We start from the raw sequence: 19,884 nt of genomic DNA, 5'->3' as shown, positions 1-19,884 counted from the left end.
TCCAGGAGGGGGAGCGGTCCCGAATCCGGACAGCTCCCCCTCATCGCTCAGAGCCGCTGGAGCGCGAACCGCTGGTTGAGCCCGGAACCCGCGGCCCACTGGGAGATGCGGGCACCGTCGGCGGTCGACTGTTCCCACACGTCCATGGTGAGGCCGCTCTGCCGGTTGACCAGGCTCACCACGCCCAGACCCTGGTCGACCACCTGCCACTGCTGGCTGGGCGAGTTGGTGTCGGCCTGCTGGGTGACGTCGGCTCCGCTGCTCGAACTCGCGACCTGGAGCACGAGACCGCTGTGCCGCGCGCGGATCCGGTAGTAGCCGCCACCGGAGTCGATGAAGTCGAACACCTGGTTCAGCCCACCTGTGGCGGACCACTGGATCGCGGCGGCACCGGCCGCGGTGGAACCGGCGTTGATGTCGACCAGTTTGCTGCTGTGCTGGGCGACGATCCGGTAGTCCACGCCCGGCTGCACCGGGCCGCTGCCGCCGCCCGCGCTGCCGACCGGCGAGCGGGACAGGGCCAGTGCCTGACCGAGGTCGGGCAGCGGCTTCAACCGGTACGAGTAGGTGTAGTCCCGGTTGGGGAACAGCTTGTAGGTGTCGAGCGGCTGTGCGCCCCAGCTGTCGTTGCCACCGACACCCGTCTGCCGCAAATTCAGCCGCAGCACCACGTCCTGCCGCCGGGTCAGCTGGTAGTCGTGCCGGGTGCCCTTCGAGAGGTCCTCGGGGGTGAAGTAGGACGCGTTCACCTCCAGCGGCTGGTCGCCGTACGCGAGCAGGCCACGGCCGCTGCCGTTGACCAGGGCGACCCAGCGGACGTCGGTCTTGTTGCCGTTCTCCTGCGGCCTGAGGTAGCCGGTCCACTGCTCGGCCACGGTCGAGGAGTACACGCCGACGTCGGAACCGGTCTTGCGGTCCCACTGGTTCTCGTGCGGGCCCCGGCCGTAGTAGCGCAGCCGGGAGAACTCACCCGGCACGAACAGCATCGTGCCGACCTCGGGGATGTAGGGCAGGTTCGACGATCCGGGGTGCAGGGTGTTGTCGACCTTGATCTCACCGTTGCCGTAGATGGTGTACGTCATCGTGAACGTCGACACGGTGCTGGTCGGCAGGGTCCCGCTGACGGTGATCCGCGCCGCGCGGTCCGACGGCCGGTCGAGCGTCACGCGGCTCACCGTGCGGTTCGCGCCGGCGTTGCGCCACGTGCCGTTGCGGTTCGGGTGGCCGTTGCCGACGTCGTTGTCGGTCGGCGCCCGCCAGAAGTTCGGCGTGGGGCCGGAACTGAGCAACCGCATGCCCATCGCCTCGTAGGAGGTGATCACGCCGTTGGACTTCGCGATGGCGACGGTGAAGTCCTGCCCGGTGACGGTGATGCGGTCCCCGGTCTCGGTGACGGTCAGCACCGGCACGGACGTGACCGGCGTCGGCACGATCGGCGGGCTGCTGAGGTTGATCGGCAGCTGTTGCTTGGCCACCTCGAAACCGGCGCCTGCCCACGGAGTCGCCGCCCGCAGCTTGAACGACAGCTGCAGGAAGTGTTCCTCGCCCGGTGCCGGGTTGGCCGGACGCTGGACCGGCAGCTGCACCGTCTTGGTGGACAGCGGCGCGATGTCGGCCTGCGCGGCGGTGAGTTGTCCACTTTGGACAACAGTGCCGTCGGCGACCAGGGCCCAGTCGGCGACGAACTCGTTGACGTTGGTGAACAGGTACTCGTTGGTGATCCGGACGGTGTCGAAGGTGCTGCCGGCGGCCACGTTGATCGCCTGGTAGACCTGCTTGACCTCGACGGCCTTGCCGCTGATCCGCCGGTCGGGGGTGACGATGCCGTCGCCGGAGAAGGCGCCGTCGTTCGGGTTGTCGCCCCAGTCACCGCCGTAGGCGAGGAAGGTCGCACCGGTCGAGGACTTCCAGGTCAGGGCCTGGTCGACGAAGTCCCAGATCCAGCCGCCCTGCAGGATCGGGTTGGCCCGGATGACGTCCCAGTACTCCTTGAGGTTGCCGGTCGAGTTGCCCATGCTGTGGGTGTACTCGATCATCACGTATGGCCGGGTGTCGGAGGTGTTGCGCGCCCGGTTCGCCACCCCCGCAGGGCTTTCGTACATCGCCGACCGGATGTCGCTGACCTGGGGACGGTTGTCGCCCTCGTACTGGATGATCCGGGTCGGGTCCGCCGCGCGGATCCAGTCGCGCATCGTGACGAAGTTGCTGCCGCCGCCGGCCTCGTTGCCGAGCGACCACATGATCACCGAGGGATGGTTCTTGTCCCGGTGCACCATCTGCGCGGCCCGGTCGAGCACGTTGGACGTCCAGTCCGCCTTCGAGTCCGGGTAGTTGTCGCGGATGCCGTGCGTCTCCAGGTTGGTCTCGTCCAGGACGTACAGCCCGTACTCGTCGGCCAGGTCGTACCACAGCGTGTTGTTCGGGTAGTGCGACGTGCGGACCGAGTTGATGTTGATCTGCTTCATCACCGTGATGTCGCGGACCATGTCCTCACGGGTCAGCGCCGCGCCGTGGTCCGGGTGCATCTCGTGCCTGTTGGTGCCACGCAACGACACCGGCTGGCCGTTGATCCGCATGAGCCCGTTCTTGATGGCGAACTCGCGGAAGCCGACCCGGGCCGACACGGTCTGGACCACCGTGCCCGCCGGATCCTTCAGCGACAGCACCGCGGTGTAGAGGTTCGGGTGCTCCGCGGACCACAGTCTCGGCCCCTGCACCGCCTTCGAGCCGCGCCCGGTCGCCTCCTGGCCGGGTGAGGGCGAGTTCACCGCCGTGCGCAACGGTTCCGGCCACACCGGCTGCTGGTTCTGGTCGTACAGCTGGGTTTCGACCGTGAACGTGCCGGGCTGCTGGCCGCCGCTGTTGCGGATGGCGACCGCGACGCCGAGGTCGGCGTTGGTGTAGTTGTCCCGCAACGGCGTGGTGATCGTGAAGTCGCGCAGGTGCACGGGCGGCAGCGAGTAGAGGAAGACCGGCCGGAAGATCCCGGACAACCGGATCATGTCCTGGTCCTCCAGCCAGTCCCCGTCCGGGTACCGGAAGACCTCGACCGCGAGCAGGTTCGACCCTGCCCGCACCTGGTCGGTGATGTCGAACTCCGATGGCGTGTAGGAACCCTCGCGATAGCCGACCTTCGTGCCGTTCACCCACAGGTAGAACCCGGCCTTGACGCCCTCGAAGTGGATGTGGACCCGGCGCCCCTGCCAGGCGGGTGGCAGCGTGAACGTCCTGCGGTACTGGCCGACCGCGTTGACCCGTTGCGGCGCGAACGGCGGCTGCGCGTTCTCGTTCTGACCGTTGCCGCCCCACCACGGGTAGGTGACGTTGACGTAGATCGGGTTGTCGTAGCCGTGCAGCTGCCAGTTGGCGGGTACCGGGAGGTTCGCCCAGCCGGTGTCGTTGAGGTCGGTCCGCCAGAAGTTCAGGTCGCGGTCCGCGGGTTTGGTGACGTGCTTGAACTTCCAGGTCCCGGTCAGGTCCAGCCGGAAGGGCGAGTTCGAGCGGTCCGCCGCCAGCGCCTGCTGGAGATCGGCGTACGGCATGAGGGTGGCGTGCGCCGGCTGGGAGTTGACCTGGAAGATCCCGATGTTGTTGTTCCACTCGGGGTATCCGTTGGGCGGGTCGGGCCAGGCCGCCGCCGTGGCGTCCCCGTTTGCCGCCGCGGCAGGGGTTTCGGCGGCGGCCGGACGGGTCAGCGCGGGTGCGGCGAGTGCCGCGAGACCGCCGCCGAGCAGGGTGCGCCGGCGGATTCTGCGTCGGTGGGCCGGTGAACGCTCGTCTGGTGCGTTGGACAACGTCGTCTCCTAGCCGTTCAGCAGGGGGAGTTGGTCTGGGTCAGCAGGCCCAGCCGCCACGGCAGGCTGTTGTAGTCGCCACCGGAGTTGGGATCGCGGCCCTGGTACAGGTAGCGCATGTTGCACGGGCTGATGCCCAGCGTCTGGTCGCGGCCGGACCGGATCATCTCGCCGTGACTGATGTCCCTGGTCCACGCTCCGCTGGGGAACGTGACGTTGGCCGCGCCGGCCAGCGGGGTGCCCTCGGTGTCTGCCAGCGCCGTCCACGGGCCGGCGATGCTGCTCGACGTCCACGACCGGAAGTACCGGCCCTGCGCCCCGATCGCCTCGATGATCAGCACGTACTGTTCCGAACCGTCCACTTTGTACACGTTGGACGCCTCGAAGAGCTTGTACTTGTCCGAGTCCTGGGCGGCGATGACCGGGTCGCTCATGCCGTTCGGGAAGTTCCCGATCGGGGTCTGCGACCGGTAGAGATGACCGTTGTCGTCGGACGAGAACAGGTGACAGTTCGCCGCGTCGCAGATGACCCACATGTCGACCCAGTACCCGCCGCCGATGTTGTCCCTGATGATCTTCGGCATGTCCGGGTAGAAGTGCTTCGGCGCGGTCCAGCCCGCCGGGTTGTTGATGTCGGGGTTGGTGGAGTAGGCGGCGTTGCCGTCCTGGTAGACCAGGTACCACAGGTTCTGGGGCGCGAAGTAGAACACCTCGGGTGCGGCCCGGTAACCGGTGCCGATCCCGGACCGGTCGAGGTAGAAGTGCGAGGCCGCGCTCGCCTGCGCCCAGTCGGTGAAACTCAGGTAGACCATGTTGTACCCGGCCGCGTTCGCCACGCTGGCGAAGACGTGCCACTTGCCGTCGTGGTACACCACCGACGGGTCCTTGATGCCCGCGATGTTGTGCGTCGAGTCGGACTTGGGCGCGATCAGCTGCTGGCTGGAGCTCCACGAGTACCGTGACGGCAGGGGACCGGGGCCGGGACCTGGGCCCGGGTCGTTGAGGCCGGTCCACTGCTGGTTGGTGCCACCGTTGCAGGACCAGATGATCACCTTGGTGCCGTTCGCGGTTCCCCTGCCGTTGACGTCGAGGCACAGTCCTGATTGGACGTTCGTGATCGTGCCGTTGGTGCCGACGTTCCACTTCTGGTTGTTGCCGCCGTTGCAGTTCGCGATGACCGAGTTCGCGCCGCTGCCCGTGCCGGAGGTGTCGAGGCACCGCTTCGAGTCGCCGGTGTAGACCGAGATCTCACCGGACGACGCGCGGGTCCACTGCTGGTTCGTGCCGCTGTGGCAGTCCCAGATCTGCAGCTGGGTTCCGGGGGAGGTCGACGAGTTCGGCACGTCGAGGCACTTGCCGGCCGAGACGGAGCGCAGCGTGCCATTGCCGCCACCACCCCCGCCGCCGTTCAGCGCGTCGAGCACCGCGGTGTACGCCTGCTTCTTGTTGTAGTTGCCGTCGAACAGCAACGGGGTGTCGCCCGCTCGCCACGAGTACTTGTCCGTGATGCCCCACGGGGTGATCCCGGTGCAGCGGCTCACCGCCATGCACGCCTGGGTCACCGCGCGGTACGTCGCGGCCTGGGCGGCACCGGAGCCGCCGACGTCGAGCTCCGTGATCTGCACGTCGACGCCGAGGTCGGCGAAGCGTTGCAGGTTCGCCTGGTAGCTGCTGAGGTTCGCGCCCTGGCCGAGGTGGCTCTGGAAGCCGACGCAGTCGATCGGCACGCCGCGGGACTTGAAGTCGCGCACCATGTTGTAGATGCCGGTGCTCTTCGCGTTGATGCCGTCGGTGTTGTAGTCGTTGTAGCAGAGTTTGGCGTTGGGATCGGCGGCGCGGGCGGTGCGGAAGGCGTCCTCCATGTAACCGTCGCCGAGCCGCTGCTGCACGAACCACTGACGCCGGGTGCCGTTCTCCTCGAACGCCTCGTTGACCACGTCCCAGGCGTAGATCTGGCCCTTCCAGTGACCGGCCACCTGGTTGATGTGGTTCGAGATCGCCGCGCGCAGGTCGTTGCCGTTCAGACCGTTGACCCAGCCGGGAATCTGCTGGTACCAGACGAAGGTGTGGCCGCGGATCGACATGCCCCGGCTGCGCGCCTGGCTGACGATCTGGTCGGCCGGGCCGAAGTTGAACTGGTTCCGGTTGGGCTCGACGGTGTCCCATTTCATCTCGTTTTCCGGCGTGACGCTGTTGAACTCCGTGCCCCACGTGTTCACGTACGCCGAGTCGCCGAGGTGGCTCTGGGAGATCGCGGCGCCGTAGTAGCGACCGCTCTGCGCCGCGGCGGCCCCGAGCGTGCTCGCCGCGGCGGCGGCGCTCGGAGGAAGTGCCAGTGCTGTCACCGCTGTCGCGGTCGTCGCCGTGAGTCCGGCGGCGGCCAGGACGGCTACCGCCGACCAGGCTCTCCGCCGCGGGGAAGGACTCCTGAACATCGCAACCCTCGTTCCGTCAGTGAGGTGGGGTCATCCGAGTTCACCGGCGTTGAGGCACGCCGGCCGTGCGTGTACGCCCGGTGTGCCGGCGGCGGTCCGGCACCCGGTCTGTCCTCAGTGGATAGTCAGAGTCTTCGCCCGCGAGGGCGCGGCGCGCTGGCCGGCCACAGCGGGCGGGCACCGGGAGCGGCCGGCAGAGGCGCGCTCACGGTGTCAGGAGCATGCGTTCGGTGGTGGACATGCGTCCCTCCCTCGATGCTTCAGCATCGGTTCAGTGCGATACATCACACCAAACACCGGAAAGGTTGTAGCACACATCCGGAAGACGGGTCCAGGTCAGCCGAAGACGCGGCGCTGGATCTCCCTGCGGTAGTCGTCGAGGGTCCGGTCCACGTGTGCGGCGGCGGCCGCGGCGGCTGACTCCTCGTCGCCGTCGCGGATCGCCTGGTAGATCGCGGCGTGTTCCGCCACCGCCTCCGCGGTGTGGCTGCCGACCGCGCCCTGCAGTCCGATGATGTTGGACTGGCGCTGCAGGCGGCGGGCTTCGCGCACCGCCGCGACGAGGAACTGGTTGTGCGAGGCGGCCGCGACGGCCAGGTGGAACTCGTCGTCGCCGCGGTCGAACAGGGCTGCCTGGCCGGTGGTGTGGCCTTCCCGGCACAGCTCGGCGGCGACCTCGATGGCGCGCAGCTCAGCCGGGGTGGCGCGGGTCGCGGCGTGCCGCGCGGCCGCGGTCTCCTGGACCCGGCGGAACTCGAAGAGCATGTAGACGTGGTCGAGGTCGGTGGGCAGGAAGAAGCCGCCCCACCTGGGCGAACCGAGCATGCCCTCGTCGTCGGCCACGTAGAGCCCGCGCCCCTTGTGCGCGCGCACCCGGCCGAGTGCCGAGAGGATCTTCACGGCCTCCCGCACCACGGTGCGGCTGGTCCCCATCCGCCCGGCCAGCTCGTTCTCGGTCGGCATGCGGTCGCCGGGACGCAGTTCGAGCTCCGCGATGAGCTGCAGGATCCGCTCGGCCACCCGCTCGTAGCCCGGCCGGTAGGGGGCGGGTGACACGTGCACGGCTTCGGCATCCACCGAGACGGCTCCTTCATGAGTACGACTTTGTCGCTCGTCGAACCAGAATACATGCGCGTCGAACGAGCAGCGCAAGCCATCGAACGACGTGTCGAACGTGGTCAGAGGACTGATCAAGTGGCCGGCTCTGGCGACGGATAAGCATGCTCATCTTCTTGACGCCCTCTTCAGCTGACTGCTCTGATGAACCCGCCGGGCACAGCCCGCACTCGACCGGTCGCGATGAGTGACACACTGTAGTGGAGCTGACGATGAGTCGTCGATGGAAAGCGCTTACCACGTTACGGCTGCTGGCCTCGCTGCTGCTGGCCGCGGGCCTGCTGACCAGCATTTCAAGTCCGGCGCAGGCCTCCACGAGCCAGTTCCGCGGGGTGAACTGGGCCGACCAGAGGGACAACTTCGTCAACGGCGTGCTGTACCCGTCCGGACTCGGCGCCGCGGACACCTACTCGTCGGCGGCCGTCGTCGCGGACCGGGTGATCGGCCAGCTGTACTCGATCACCGGCGCCAACACGGTGCGGATCCCGATCAACGAGCCGACCGTGGCGAACTACTGGGGCACCTACACCGGCGCGCTCGACACCGCGCTCACCAAGGGCAACGTGATCTTCGCGTACTGGGCGCACACCGGCGGCAGGCCGCCGAACACGGCCGCGTTCAACCAGATGTGGGACAAGGTCGTCGCGAAGTACGGCGGCAACCCGAACGCCTACTTCGAGGTCATCAACGAGCCGCACGGCTACAGCACCACCGACCTCAACAACATGTACAACGGCTGGCTCGGCAGGTACTCGACTGTGCCGCGCGGCAGGGTGATCCTCGACGGCGCCGGTCTCGCCCAGAACGTCGCCGCCGTCGGCAACGACAGCAGGCTGAACGGCACGTTGCTCGCGGTGCACGACTACTCGTTCTTCGCGGGCTACGAGAGCGAAACCGAGTGGGGGAACCACATCGCGAGCTACATCGGCGGCTACGCGAGTCGCACGATCGCCACCGAGTGGGGCGGTGCGATGGGACCGGGCACCAAGAACGGCGTGTACTTCGACGCCATCGACTACAGCATTCCCAGCGGGTCGTACATGGCCGACTACATCCGTGGTGTCAGCGCGAAACTGCGTGAGCTCGGGATGGGCAGCGTGTACTGGCCCGGCCTGCGCGACGGCGACTGGTACAGCCTGACGAGCAAGACCGGCACCGGTCAGAACATCGCGCTGTCGCTGACGAACGCGTCGGGGCTGCAGCAGTTGCGCTATGCCTGGGGCGTTGGTGAGGTCGGCAGCACCACCGTCGAGATCCGCAACATCGGCACCGGCTGGTACGTCGACGGCCTCGGGCGCACCACCGACTCCGCCGCGGGCCAGGGCACCGGCGGCGCCAGCGCCAGTCAGCGGTGGATCGTCGAGAACGCGGGCTCCCACGTCCGGTTCAAGAACGCGGTCACCGGCCTCTACCTCGACGGCGCCGGCCGCTCGTCCAACGGCGCCGAGGTGAGCCAGCGCGCGGGCAGCACCGCCACGAGCCAGCAGTGGATGGTGGTGACCGGCAAGAGCAGGGGCAACGACGTGCGCATCAGGAACCGCGCCACCGGGCTGCACCTGGACGGCATGGGCCGCACGTCGGCCTCCGCCACGCTCGGCCAGTGGGCGGACAGCAACAGCACGAACCAGCAGTGGCGGATCGTCGCGGCCGGTTGAGGAACCTCGTCGTTGCGTTGTGTACACGGTGTTGTCATGTCCACGATATATGAAAGTTCTTCGTGTTGTTCTAGCGTCGCGGCGTCATGCTCGAACTTGAGTCTGGAGTCGCGCGGTGAGAATGGTCAGATCGACCAAAGTCGTTGCTGCTGCCGGTGTAATGGCCGCTGGTGTGCTGGCCGGGACCACGGCTCCCGCCGCGGCCGTGCCGCCGTCGAGCGGCACGTTCTCGATCATGAGTTACAACGTCGCCGGGCTGCCGGAAGGGCTGTCCAGCGGCCATCCGAAGGCGAACACGCCGATCATCGGCCAGCGGATCAGGCCGTACGACATCGTGCACGTGCAGGAGGACTTCAACTATCACGCGTCGCTGTACGCCAACAACACGCACCCGTTCCGCACGCCCACCAGCGGTGGCGTCCCGTTCGGTGACGGGCTCAACACACTGTCCAACTACGCGTACACGGATCTTGCCCGCGACAAGTGGGACAAGTGCAACGGCACGGACTGCCTGACGCCCAAGGGATTCACCTGGTCGCGGATCCGGGTCGCGGAGGGTGTGCTGATCGACTTCTACAACGTGCACACCAACGCGGGTGACAACGAGGCCGACCTCGCCGCCCGGCGCGCCAACATCAGCGAGCTGTCCCGGTTCATCACCGCCAACTCGGCCGGCAACGCGGTGGTGGTCGCGGGCGACACCAACACCCGCTACACCCGCACCGGCGACAACATCCGTGAGCTGGTCTCCGCCAACGGCCTCACCGACGCGTGGGTTCAGGAAGAGAGGGGCGGCGTGCCACCCGCGGCCGGCAGCCCGGCGCTGGTCTGCAACGAGCAGAACGTCAGCGACGCGTGCGAGGTCGTCGACAAGATCCTGTTCCGCGGCAACAGGTACGTCACGCTGAACCTGTCCCGGTACGCCAACGAGAACGCGGCGTTCCGCACCGCCGACGACAAGATGCTGTCCGACCACTACCCGATCGCGGCGGACTTCCGGTGGACGCTCAACCCCGCCCTGTCGCTCAGCGACGCGTTCGGCGGACCGCACGGCTCGCCGTTCACCGACGTCGCCACGGTTCCTCTGGCGCAGCGAGTGACCGGAGTGAGCCTCCGCGCGGGCTCACGCGTCGACCAGGTCGGCCTCACGCTCGCTGACGGCACGTCGTACACCCACGGCGGCGGTGGCGGCACGGCCCGGCAACTCACGCTCGCCCCAGGGGAGTACCTCACGTCCGTGACCCTCCACTCCGGACAGCGCGACGGGCACACCAGGATCTTCTCCGCCCGGTTCACGACGAACACGGGCCGCACCCTGTCCGGTGGCAGCGAGACGTCCGATTCCGTGACCTACACGGCACCGGCGGGCTTCCAGATCGCCGGCTTCCACGGCCGTAGCGGCGACGAAGTCGACTCGCTCGGCGTCGTGTACACGAGGATTCCGTGATCATGGGCCGGACCGACCGTCGCGGGTTCCTGATCGGCTCCGGTCTCGCGGCCGGAGCCGTGCTCGGCAGCGCACCGGCGAGCGCGGAGGAGGAACGACGCGGGGGCTACCTGTGGCTCGCGGGCGATCACCACATCCACAGCCAATACAGCAACGACGCCATGTACCCGGTGGCCACTCAGGCCGAGCGCGCGGCCCGGCACGGCCTGAGCTGGCTGACGATCACCGACCACGGCAACGTTCCGTTCGCGACGTACAGCGTTCCCGCGCTGGTGTCCGACATCTCCGCCGCGCGCCGTGGTTCCGGCCTGCTCGTGTTCACCGGCCTGGAGTGGAACATCCCGGCGGGCGAGCACACCACGCTGATGCTCGCTCCCGGCCGCAACGAGGCGAGCCTGCTGCAAGAGTTCGTCACGAGGTTCGACGCGCGGGTGAACGGCACGCGCGACGGAACCCCCGCCAACGAGGCGATCGCCTTGCAGGCGTTGAAGTTCCTGAAGGACGCCGTGGCCACGGGCCGGATCGACGACGCCCTGGTGCTGCCCAACCACCCGTCGCGGCTCGGCATCAACTCGCCGCAGGAGACGCGGAACTGGCGGGACACCGCGCCGGGCATCGTGATCGGCATGGAAGGCGCGCCCGGTCACCAGGCGGCCGGCCTGCCCGCACCGGGAATGGCGCGCGGCCGCGGGTTGTACGACTCCGCCCCCGGCAAGTTCTCCTTCCCCGGCTATCCGGCCGAGAGCTACCGCACCTGGGGAGGGTTCGACTGGGCCACCGCCACGGTCGGTGGTCTCTGGGACAGTCTGCTCGCCGAGGGCAAGCCGTGGTGGATCACCACCACCTCGGACGGCCACCAGGGCTGCGGGGACTGGGTGCGCAACCCGGTCGACCGGCTGGACCAGCAGGGCTACGACGACGTGCCGTACGACAGCGAAGGGCACACGTTCACCAACACCGGCCGCTTCCCCGACCCGGTCAACGCGGGCCGCCCGATCACCGAGTACAGCTCGTTCCCTCCCGGCGCCTACAACAAGACGTGGGTCGGCGTCACCCGGCGCGGGTACCGCGAGGTGATGCGGGCGATGCGGGCCGGCCGGATGTGGGTCTGCCTCGGCGATCTCGTGGCCGGACTGGACGTGCGGCTGCGCCGGCGCGGCTCCGGCGCGGGCGGTGTCGCGATGGGCGGCACCCTGCGGGCACGCCGCGGTGACGTGGTCGAGGTGGTGGTCAGGATCGACCTGGCCGACCGCCCGAACTTCGCCGGTCTGGTGCCGAAGCCGGCCAGGGTCGACCTGATCGTCGGCGCGGTCACCGGCCCCGCAGCCGACCGGTCGGCGATGCACACGCCGCACACGAAGGTCGAGCGGTCGTGGGACGTCCGGCAGCGGACCGGCACGGTCGAACTGGTCCACCGGATCACCGTCGACGGGCCGTTCTACGTGCGGGTCCGGGGTACCGACGGCAAGCGCGGAGCACCCGGCTACCACGGTGCCGCCGTCGATCCGGCGGGTCCCGCGATCGACGTGGTCGGCAAGTCCGATCCGTGGGAGGACCTCTGGTTCTACTCGAACCCGGTCTTCGCCGCTGTGCCACGCTGAACCGAAGGGGAACGGCGGATCTCGTCGAACGTCATCGATTGCGTTCGACACCGTTCCCCGCCCGGATTGTCTTGTGCGGCAACTGATGCACCGCTACGGTCCCGTTGAGAACGTTTTCGCGGAAGAACCACTTCTTCCTCTACAGTGGACAGTTTTGCTGCCTCCCGCTCCCGGCACTGCCATCCGAGGAGGAAACACGGTGCACAGGTCAACATCGGCGGCGGTCGCCGTCCTCGCCGCCGCGCTCACGGCGTTCGCCGCGATCGGTGGCACTCCGCGCGCGGAAGCCGCCGCGGGGTGCCGGGTCGACTACCAGGTGACCAGCGAGTGGCAGGGCGGGTTCACCGCCTCCCTGAACGTCACGAACCTCGGCGACGCGGTCACGAGCTGGCGGTTGAGCTGGTCGTACGGCGGCGGACAGACGGTCGGCCAGATCTGGAACGGAACGGTCCGCCAGTCCGGCGCGCAGGTCACCGTCGACAACGTGAGCTACAACGGCTCGCTCGCCACCGGTGGGAGCGCCGGCTTCGGCTTCGTCGCGAACGGCCCGACGACCCCCGTGCCGTCCGACTTCGCGCTCAACGGCACGGCCTGCACGGGTGCTGTGCCAGCTCCGGACGTCCTGGCTCAGGCGCACACCGCGGGCCGGGTCACGAAGTCCGGCCAGTTCTCCTGGCCCGGCGTCTACCTCGAGGGCCGGTTCCGCGGCACCGGCGTCGGGATCGTGCTCGACGACGCGGTCAACGAGTACGACGTGCAGATCGACGGCACGACCACCGCGACGGTGTCGAAACCGGGCAGGACCACGTACTGGGTGCACAACCTGAGCAACGCGGACCACACCGTGCGGCTGGTCAAACGGACCGAGAGCCCCTGGTCGTCGGCCGAGTTCGGCGGGTTCGTCGCCGAGCCCGGCGGCGCGATCCTCGCCAGGCCCGCGGCGCGGAGCCGGCAGATCGAGTTCATCGGCGACTCGCTGACGGTGGGCTACGGCAACCTGTCCACGACCCGCGACTGCTCGGCGAACGGCGGCGTCGACCGCAACACCAACACCGACCTGAGCTTCGGCGCGCTCACCGCCCGCGCTCTCAACGCCGACTACCAGGTCAACGCGTTCTCCGGGCGCGGCATGGTCCGCAACTACGGCGGTGGGCAGCCGGGCACGAGCTACCGCACCTACTACGACCGGGCGTTGCTCAACGTCGAAGGCGACGTGTGGCAGAACCCCGGCACCTGGCGGCCGCAGCTGATCGTGGTCGGCCTGGGTACCAACGACTTCTCCACCGCGCTCAACCCCGGTGAGCAGTGGCCGGACCAGCAGAGCCTCGTGGCGGCGTACAAGTCCGCGTACCAGGAGTTCCTGGGCAAGCTGAGGACCCGTTACGGCTCCGGCACGACGATCCTCGCGAGCGTGCCGGAAGCCTCGGGGGCGTTCGCCGACGCCGTCCGGCAGGTCGTGCAGGACCGCAACGGCCAGGGCGACAGCCGCGTGCGCTACTGGAACTACGCCGACCCGGCGCTGGACCGTCTCGGGTGCGACTGGCACTTCTCCGCGCACGACCACCGGCTGATCTCCGGGATGCTCGGCAACGTCATCGCCGGCCTGAACCTGGGCTGGTAAACGCTCTTCCCGAACGGGTGCGGGCGGCTGCTGGACGCGGCCGTCCGCACCCGTTCGCGTCGTGAGCGGGCCTCCGTCGCGATCATGCTAAAAGTCTGGGAGCGTTCCCATAAGTCCACTCGGGTGGAGCAGTCATGGAGTCCGGCAGACGATCCGGTGATGCGTCGAATCGGGTAGTGGACAGCGCCTTTCGGACCAGCACCGGCTGCGCCAGGGGTCGGTTGGTCGTTTAGCGGCGTAGTTACAGTGCGGTTACGTCTGGGAGCGCTCCCAGAGGCGAACGACGTTGACAGACAGGAGATCCGTGGCAATGAGGCTCAACGGACAAAGGCGGTGGGCCGCGGCGGGCGTCGTGGTCGCCGCCGCCGTCGCGACGTTCGGGGTGGCGCTGAGCGCGCCTCCCGCGGGTGCCGCGGCCGGCTGCCGTGTCGACTACACGGCGAGCAACTGGGGTGGTGGCGGATTCGGCGGCAAGGTGAAGATCACCAACCTCGGTGACGCCATGTCCTCCTGGACGTTGAAGTTCACGTTCCCCGGGACGCAGAAGGTGTCCCAGGGGTGGAGCGCCAACTGGTCGCAGTCGGGTCAGGACGTGACCGCGACGAGCATGTCGTGGAACGGCAACCTGGGCACTGGCGCGTCGTCGGAGATCGGGTTCAACGGCAGCTACACCGGTTCCGAGAACGCGGATCCGGGGTCCTTCACGTTGAACGGCACGGTCTGCACCGGCCAGCAGCCGCCGACGACCACGACGACGACCGGTGACCCCGGTCCGGGACCGGGTCCCGGCAACCGCGTCGACAACCCGTACGCGAACGCGAAGATGTACGTCAACCCGGACTGGTCGGCCAAGGCGGCCGCCGAGCCGGGTGGCAGCAGGGTCGCGAACCAGTCGACCGGTGTGTGGATCGACCGCATCGCGGCGATCACCGGCACCGTCGATTCCCGTGGCATCGCAGGGCATCTGGACGAGGCGGTGCGTCAGGCGGCGGGCTCACCGCTCACGATCCAGTTCGTGATCTACAACCTGCCGGGCCGGGACTGCTCGGCGCTGGCGTCCAACGGTGAGCTCAAGGCCACCGAGATCGACCGGTACAAGACCGAGTACATCGACCCGATCGCGGCGATCTTCGCCAAGCCCGCGTACAAGGACCTGCGGATCGTCACGACGGTGGAGATCGACTCGCTGCCGAACCTGATCACCAACGTCTCGCCGCGGCCGACCGCCGTGCCGCAGTGCGACGTGATGAAGGCCAACGGCAACTACATCACCGGTGTCGGCTACGCGCTCGCGAAGCTCGGCGCGGTGCCGAACGTCTACAACTACCTCGACATCGGCCACCACGGCTGGATCGGCTGGGACGACAACTTCGGCCCGACGGCCGAGCTGTTGTACCAGGCGGCGAACGCCTCCGGCAGCACCAAGGCGAACGTGCACGGGTTCATCGCCAACACCGCCAACTACGGCGCGGTGCGCGAGCCCAACTTCACGATCAACGACAACGTGGACGGCAAGTCCGTGCGCGAGTCGAAGTGGGTGGACTGGAACCGTTACGTCGACGAGCTGTCCTACGCGCAGGCGTTCCGGCAGCGCGCCGTGCAGGCGGGCTTCGACGCGGGCGTCGGCATGCTCATCGACACCAGCCGCAACGGATGGGGCGGCGCCGCGCGTCCGACCGGTCCCGGACCGAAGACGACGGTGGACACCTACGTCAACGGCGGCCGGCTGGACCGTCGCATCCACCTCGGCAACTGGTGCAACCAGTCCGGTGCCGGGCTGGGCGAACGCCCGAAGGCCGCACCCGCCGCGGGCATCGACGCCTACGTGTGGATGAAGCCGCCGGGCGAGTCCGACGGTGCCAGCAAGGAGATCCCGAACAACGAGGGCAAGGGCGCCGACAAGATGTGCGACCCGGCCTACACCGGGAACGTCCGCAACGGCAACAACATGTCGGGCGCTCTGCCGGACGCGCCGTTGTCCGGCAAGTGGTTCTCCGCGCAGTTCCAGGAGCTCATGCGCAACGCCTACCCGGCGCTGTGACACCAGGGCTGTGACGTAGAACCGGGCTCCCGCGCGACTTCCGCTCGCGCGGGAGCCCCATCGCGTTCTGCTGCCGGCCCGCGGTGAGCGGGAAAGGAGACCGGGTGGTCACCATCGCGGAGGTCGCGTGGCACGCGGGGGTCTCCCCGAGCACCGTTTCCTACGTGCTCACGGGCAGACGTTCCACCTCGCCGGGCACGCGGTCCAGGGTCCGGGCGAGCATGAGATCGCTGGGCTACCGGCCGCACCCGGCCGCCAGGACGTTCGGCGGGGGCAGGGCCGACGTCATCGGCCTGGTGCTCCCTGCCCGGCTGGGCACCTACCCACCCGTGGTGACGGGAATCGTCACCGGCGCCGCCACCGCCGCGCGCGGGCACGGGATGGACCTGCTGCTGATGAGCGCGGACGACGGTCCGCCGGACCTGCGCAGGGTCGCGAACAGCGCCCAGGTCGACGGCTTCCTGGTGGTGGACGAGGAGCCGGACGACGACCGGGTGCCGTTGCTGCGACAGCTGTCCACCCCGTCCGTCCTGATCGGACGGACGACCGCCGTGCACGGCCTCACCTGCGTGGACCTCGACTTCGCGGCGGCGGGCGCGAAGTGCGCCGAGCACCTCGCCGGCCTCGGTCACCGCTGCGTGGGGTTCCTCGGCGGCCCCAGCGCGATGTACCACGGCACCGGCTTCGCCCACCGGACGATGGCCGGCTTCAGCGCGGCCGCGATGCGCCAGGGTGTCGCCGCGACGGCCCTGCCCGTCGAGGAGGGCCACGACGCGGTGCTCAGGGCGGTGGAGATGCTGGTGCGGGCGAACCCGTCGACGACCGCGCTGGTGGTGCACAACGAGGCGGCGCTCGGCGGGATCGTCACGTGCCTGCGCGCGGCCGGCCGCCAGGTGCCGGGTGACATCGCCGTGGTGGCGATCTGCGCCGACGAGACCGCCGAACGGATGTCGCCTGCGCTCACCTCGGTGCGGCTGCCCGCTGAGGAGCTCGGCAGGCGTGCGGTGAAGCTGCTGGTCGCCGAGATCGGCGGGCGGAGGAGGCCGCCGTCGCCGGTGCTGTTGCCGCCTCAGCTGTCCCGGGGTGCTCGCAACCAGGTCAGGTGAGCGGGTGTGAGGGTCGAGCCGCCGAAGTCTTGGTCTAAGCGCCTGGCCAGAACTCCTGTCCGGAACATCCGTGCCAGCTGGTGCCGAGTGGCGTCTGCAAGGACCGTTCATCGCCAGCCTGCGGCCCGTCACCGTGCTCTCAGTCCAGGACAGGCTTGTTGGTAGTAGCAAAGTGCCTGTTGATGTTGAGTTGGTGGTACTTGCAGACGCCATCGGGGCCGGGTGCTCGGAACGAGGTCAAGTGGTGCGGTACGACGGTCGGGCCGCTGAGGCCTTGGCCCAGCGCTCGTCAGCGCCGCGATCGCACAGCCCTGCAACGTCGCCGTCGCGGGTTCGTCAGACCGCCATGGTCGCGGCCGCGTTGTCGCAGCCTCAGCTGTGCCAGGAGTACGAGCACGCCGGAGATCCGGCGTGCTCGCAACCCGGTCCACTGTGACAGTCAGGCCGTTCAGGCCTTGGCCCAGCGTTGGTCGGCACCGCCCTGACAGGTCGCCACGGTCACGGCCGCGTTGTTGCCGGTACCGGTGGAGTGCAGGCACAGTCCTGTCTGGACGCTGGTGATGGTGCCGGAGCCGGTGACGTTCCAGCTCTGGTTGGCGCCACCGTTGCAGTCCCAGATCTGCACCCTGGTGCCGGAACCCGCGTTGTTCGGCGCGTCCAGGCACTTGCCGCTCACCTGCAGCGTCTGGCCGTTGAGCGTGAACTGCTGGTTGGCGTTGCTGTGGCAGTCCCAGGTGATCAGCTGGGTGCCGTTGGCGGTGCCCGCGCCGGTCACGTCGAGGCAGCGGCCGGACGCCTCGCCGCGCAGCCGGAACGTGGTCGGGGCCGGCGGTGACTCGCCGGTGAAGAACTTCCAGACCTCCGTCTTCACCCAGCTGCGGGCACCGCTTTCGCAGCCCGCGCACCCGTCCACGGGGCCCTGCTGGTGGCCGCCGTCGAAGGGTGCCCACACCACCGGGTAGCCGGTCTTGCAGCCCGAGTAGTAGGTGGTGATGTGGGTGTTGCTGCCGCGTGCGGGTTCGGGGGCGTTCTGCGGGGTGCAGCCGTTGTTGCGGACCCACCTGTCCCGCAGGGCCCGGCCACCGCCGATGTTGTCGCCGAGGCCGTGGATGCCCATGAACGCCACGGGCGCGGTACCGCCCGCGCACCCGCTGATCTCCCCACCGGCGATGGAGACGATCGCGCGGAAGACGGCCGGGCGGGCGCAGGCGAGGGCGACGCTCATGCCCGCGCCGTAGCTGAAGCCCAGTGCGAAGACCTGGGTGGTGTCCACGCAGAGGTCGCCGCCGATCCGGCTGATCATGTCGTCGACGAACCTGACGTCCTCGCCGCCGGAGTTGGCCCAGCCGTTGTTGAGGCCCTGGGGCGCGACGAAGATCGTCGAGTTGTTGGCCAGCCGGCGCAGGCCGTAGTGGGCGTAGACGTCACCGTCGCTGCCGCCGCCCGCCACCTGCTCGGCCGTGCCGCCGTACCAGTGGAAGCCGAAGACCAGGCGGTACTGGCGAGCGTTGTCGTAGTTGTCGGGGATGCTCAGGATGAACGACCGGCTCTTGCCGCCGCTCTGGATCGTCAGTTTGCCGTTGCGCAGCGTGGGAGCCTTGCCACAGCCGGGGGTCGCCTGCGCGGTCTGGTCCGCGGTGGTCGCGCCGGCGACGCCGACGCCGGAGAGGACCAGCGCGGCGGTGGCTGCCGCGATCAGCCACCGCCTTCCAGAAAAGGCCCGCATCAGGCCTTGGCCCAGCGCTGGTTGGTACCGCCCTGACAGGTCGCCACGGTCACGGCCGAGTTGTTGCCCGTGCCGCCGGCGGTGAGACACAGTCCTGTCTGGACGCTGGTGATGGTGCCGGAGCCGGTGAAGTTCCAGCTCTGGTTGGCACCGCCGTGGCAGTCCCAGATCTGGACTCGGGTGCCGGAACCCGCGTTGTTCGGCGCGTCCAGGCACTTGCCGCTCACCTGCAACGCCTGGCCGTTCTGGGTGAACTGCTGGTTGGCGTTGGTGTGGCAGTCCCAGATGATCAGCTGGGTGCCGTTTGCCGTGCCCGCACCGGTCACGTCGAGACAGCGGCCAGAGGCCTCGCCGCGCAGCCGGAACGTGGTCGGGTCGGGAGGCGTCGTCGTGGTGGTCGTCGGGCCGCCGCCGCCCTCGAACTGGGTGATGAACTTCCAGGCCTCGCCGGAGGTCCAGGTGCGCCAGCCGTCGCCACCGGAGTCGATCGGGCCGGGGGTGTGCCCGCCGTCGAACGCGGCCCACACCACCGGGTAGCCCGCCCGGCAGCCGTTGTAGTTGGTGATGATGTGGGTTCGGCTGCCCGCCCCCGGTTCCGGTGCGTTCTGGGCCGTGCAACCGTTGTTGCGCACGAACCTGTCGCGCAACCCGCGGCCCAGGCCGATGCCGAGCACGTTGTCGCTGACGCCGTGGATGCCCATGTAGGCGATGGGATCGTTGCCGCCGCTGCAGCCGCTGAGCTCGGCGCCCGAGTAGACCACGACCGCGCGGAACACCTTGGCGCGGGCGCAGGCGATCGCGTACGACATGCCGCCGCCGTAGCTGAAGCCGCTGGCGAAGCGCTGGGCCGTGTCGACGCACAGGCCCGCTTCCAGCTGCCTCATCATGTCGTCGATGAACGTCAGGTCCTGCCCGCCGGGGTTGGCCCAGCCGTTGCCGTTGCCCTGCGGTGCGACGAAGATCGTGCCGTTGTTCGCCGCGTCCGCGAGCTTCCGCAGGCCGTAGTACGACCAGTTGTAACCGTCGGATCCGCCGGAGTCGACGTCGTTGGCCGTGCCGCCGCGCCAGTGCAGGCCGACGTAGAGCCGGTACTGGCGGTTGCTGTCGTAGTTGGCCGGCACCCGCAGGATGTACGAGCGGTTCTGACCGCCCGAGTTGATGGTGTGCTGGCCGCTGCTCAGTGCGGGTGGCTTGCCGCAGCCGGCCGTGCCCGCCGTCGCTCCGGGGTTCGTCCCGCCCAGCGCGATGCCCGCCGCGCCGAGGAACACCACAGCGCTCGCGGCGGCCAGGGCGATCACGATCCTACGCCGGGACATGGCAGCGCCCCTTGTGCTGTTGGAAC

At 68.9% G+C, this 19,884-nt stretch carries 11 protein-coding genes; 6 read left to right on the top strand and 5 right to left on the bottom strand.

The features are described from left to right. Positions 1–47: 47 nt before the first annotated feature. From lacZ to B0F77_RS31355, 3 genes are all read right to left on the bottom strand, one after another. The gene (lacZ, locus tag B0F77_RS31365) at positions 48–3,794 is read right to left on the bottom strand and encodes a beta-galactosidase, LacZ type (protein WP_086666610.1); all 3,747 of its coding nucleotides are present in this window, start codon (positions 3,792–3,794) and stop codon (positions 48–50) included. 17 nt (positions 3,795–3,811) lie between these two features. Next, positions 3,812–6,229 (bottom strand): non-reducing end alpha-L-arabinofuranosidase family hydrolase, encoded by a 2,418-nt coding sequence (locus B0F77_RS31360; RefSeq protein ID WP_086666609.1) that lies wholly within the window; start codon positions 6,227–6,229, stop codon positions 3,812–3,814. Positions 6,230–6,565: 336 nt separating this feature from the next. Further along, positions 6,566–7,306, bottom strand: a complete 741-nt coding sequence (locus tag B0F77_RS31355) for a FadR/GntR family transcriptional regulator (RefSeq protein ID WP_245848884.1) — start codon at positions 7,304–7,306, stop codon at positions 6,566–6,568. Between the two features lie 251 nt (positions 7,307–7,557). On the opposite strand from B0F77_RS31355, the gene B0F77_RS31350 reads away from it, so the two are divergent. From B0F77_RS31350 to B0F77_RS31325, 6 genes are all read left to right on the top strand, one after another. Next, positions 7,558–9,000, top strand: coding sequence for an RICIN domain-containing protein (locus tag B0F77_RS31350; protein WP_086666639.1), 1,443 nt, complete (start codon positions 7,558–7,560; stop codon positions 8,998–9,000). 121 nt (positions 9,001–9,121) lie between these two features. Then, positions 9,122–10,447 carry a jacalin-like lectin gene (locus tag B0F77_RS31345; protein WP_086666608.1) on the top strand — a complete coding sequence of 442 codons (1,326 nt, stop codon included), beginning with the start codon at positions 9,122–9,124 and terminating at the stop codon, positions 10,445–10,447. 2 nt (positions 10,448–10,449) lie between these two features. Continuing rightward, entirely contained in the window at positions 10,450–12,048 is a 1,599-nt protein-coding gene (locus tag B0F77_RS31340; RefSeq protein WP_086666607.1) for a PHP domain-containing protein, read from the top strand. 199 nt (positions 12,049–12,247) lie between these two features. Beyond that, entirely contained in the window at positions 12,248–13,669 is a 1,422-nt protein-coding gene (locus B0F77_RS31335) for a cellulose binding domain-containing protein (RefSeq protein WP_281252563.1), read from the top strand. Positions 13,670–13,979: 310 nt separating this feature from the next. Continuing rightward, positions 13,980–15,710 carry a glycoside hydrolase family 6 protein gene (locus B0F77_RS31330; RefSeq protein ID WP_086666606.1) on the top strand — a complete coding sequence of 577 codons (1,731 nt, stop codon included), beginning with the start codon at positions 13,980–13,982 and terminating at the stop codon, positions 15,708–15,710. A 104-nt stretch (positions 15,711–15,814) separates the two neighbouring features. Beyond that, positions 15,815–16,816, top strand: coding sequence for a LacI family DNA-binding transcriptional regulator (locus B0F77_RS31325; RefSeq protein ID WP_086666605.1), 1,002 nt, complete (start codon positions 15,815–15,817; stop codon positions 16,814–16,816). 448 nt (positions 16,817–17,264) lie between these two features. Here the strand turns inward: B0F77_RS31325 and B0F77_RS31320 are convergent, their stop codons facing one another. After that, on the bottom strand, positions 17,265–18,542 hold the full coding sequence (locus B0F77_RS31320) for a ricin-type beta-trefoil lectin domain protein (RefSeq protein ID WP_086666604.1): 1,278 nt from the start codon (positions 18,540–18,542) through the stop codon (positions 17,265–17,267). Next, positions 18,542–19,858, bottom strand: coding sequence for a ricin-type beta-trefoil lectin domain protein (locus B0F77_RS31315; protein ID WP_086666603.1), 1,317 nt, complete (start codon positions 19,856–19,858; stop codon positions 18,542–18,544). Before B0F77_RS31315 ends, B0F77_RS31320 begins: the two co-directional genes overlap by 1 nt. Between the last annotated feature and the right edge of the window lie 26 nt (positions 19,859–19,884).

It is taken from the genome of Lentzea kentuckyensis, assembly GCF_002150765.1.
GTDB lineage: Bacteria > Actinomycetota > Actinomycetes > Mycobacteriales > Pseudonocardiaceae > Lentzea > Lentzea kentuckyensis.
Note: the sequence above shows the minus strand (reverse complement) of the source record. Positions and strands in the feature narration are given on the sequence as shown.

Bases quoted from the DNA above. Each gene is read 5' to 3' on its own strand.
- B0F77_RS31360 (WP_086666609.1), bottom strand. From the start codon at position 6,229: ATGTTCAGGAGTCCTTCCCCGCGGCGGAGAGCCTGGTCGGCGGTAGCC.
- B0F77_RS31350 (WP_086666639.1), top strand. From the start codon at position 7,558: ATGAGTCGTCGATGGAAAGCGCTTACCACGTTACGGCTGCTGGCCTCG.
- B0F77_RS31345 (WP_086666608.1), top strand. From the start codon at position 9,122: ATGGTCAGATCGACCAAAGTCGTTGCTGCTGCCGGTGTAATGGCCGCT.
- B0F77_RS31340 (WP_086666607.1), top strand. From the start codon at position 10,450: ATGGGCCGGACCGACCGTCGCGGGTTCCTGATCGGCTCCGGTCTCGCG.
- B0F77_RS31330 (WP_086666606.1), top strand. From the start codon at position 13,980: ATGAGGCTCAACGGACAAAGGCGGTGGGCCGCGGCGGGCGTCGTGGTC.
- B0F77_RS31320 (WP_086666604.1), bottom strand. From the start codon at position 18,542: ATGCGGGCCTTTTCTGGAAGGCGGTGGCTGATCGCGGCAGCCACCGCC.
- B0F77_RS31315 (WP_086666603.1), bottom strand. From the start codon at position 19,858: ATGTCCCGGCGTAGGATCGTGATCGCCCTGGCCGCCGCGAGCGCTGTG.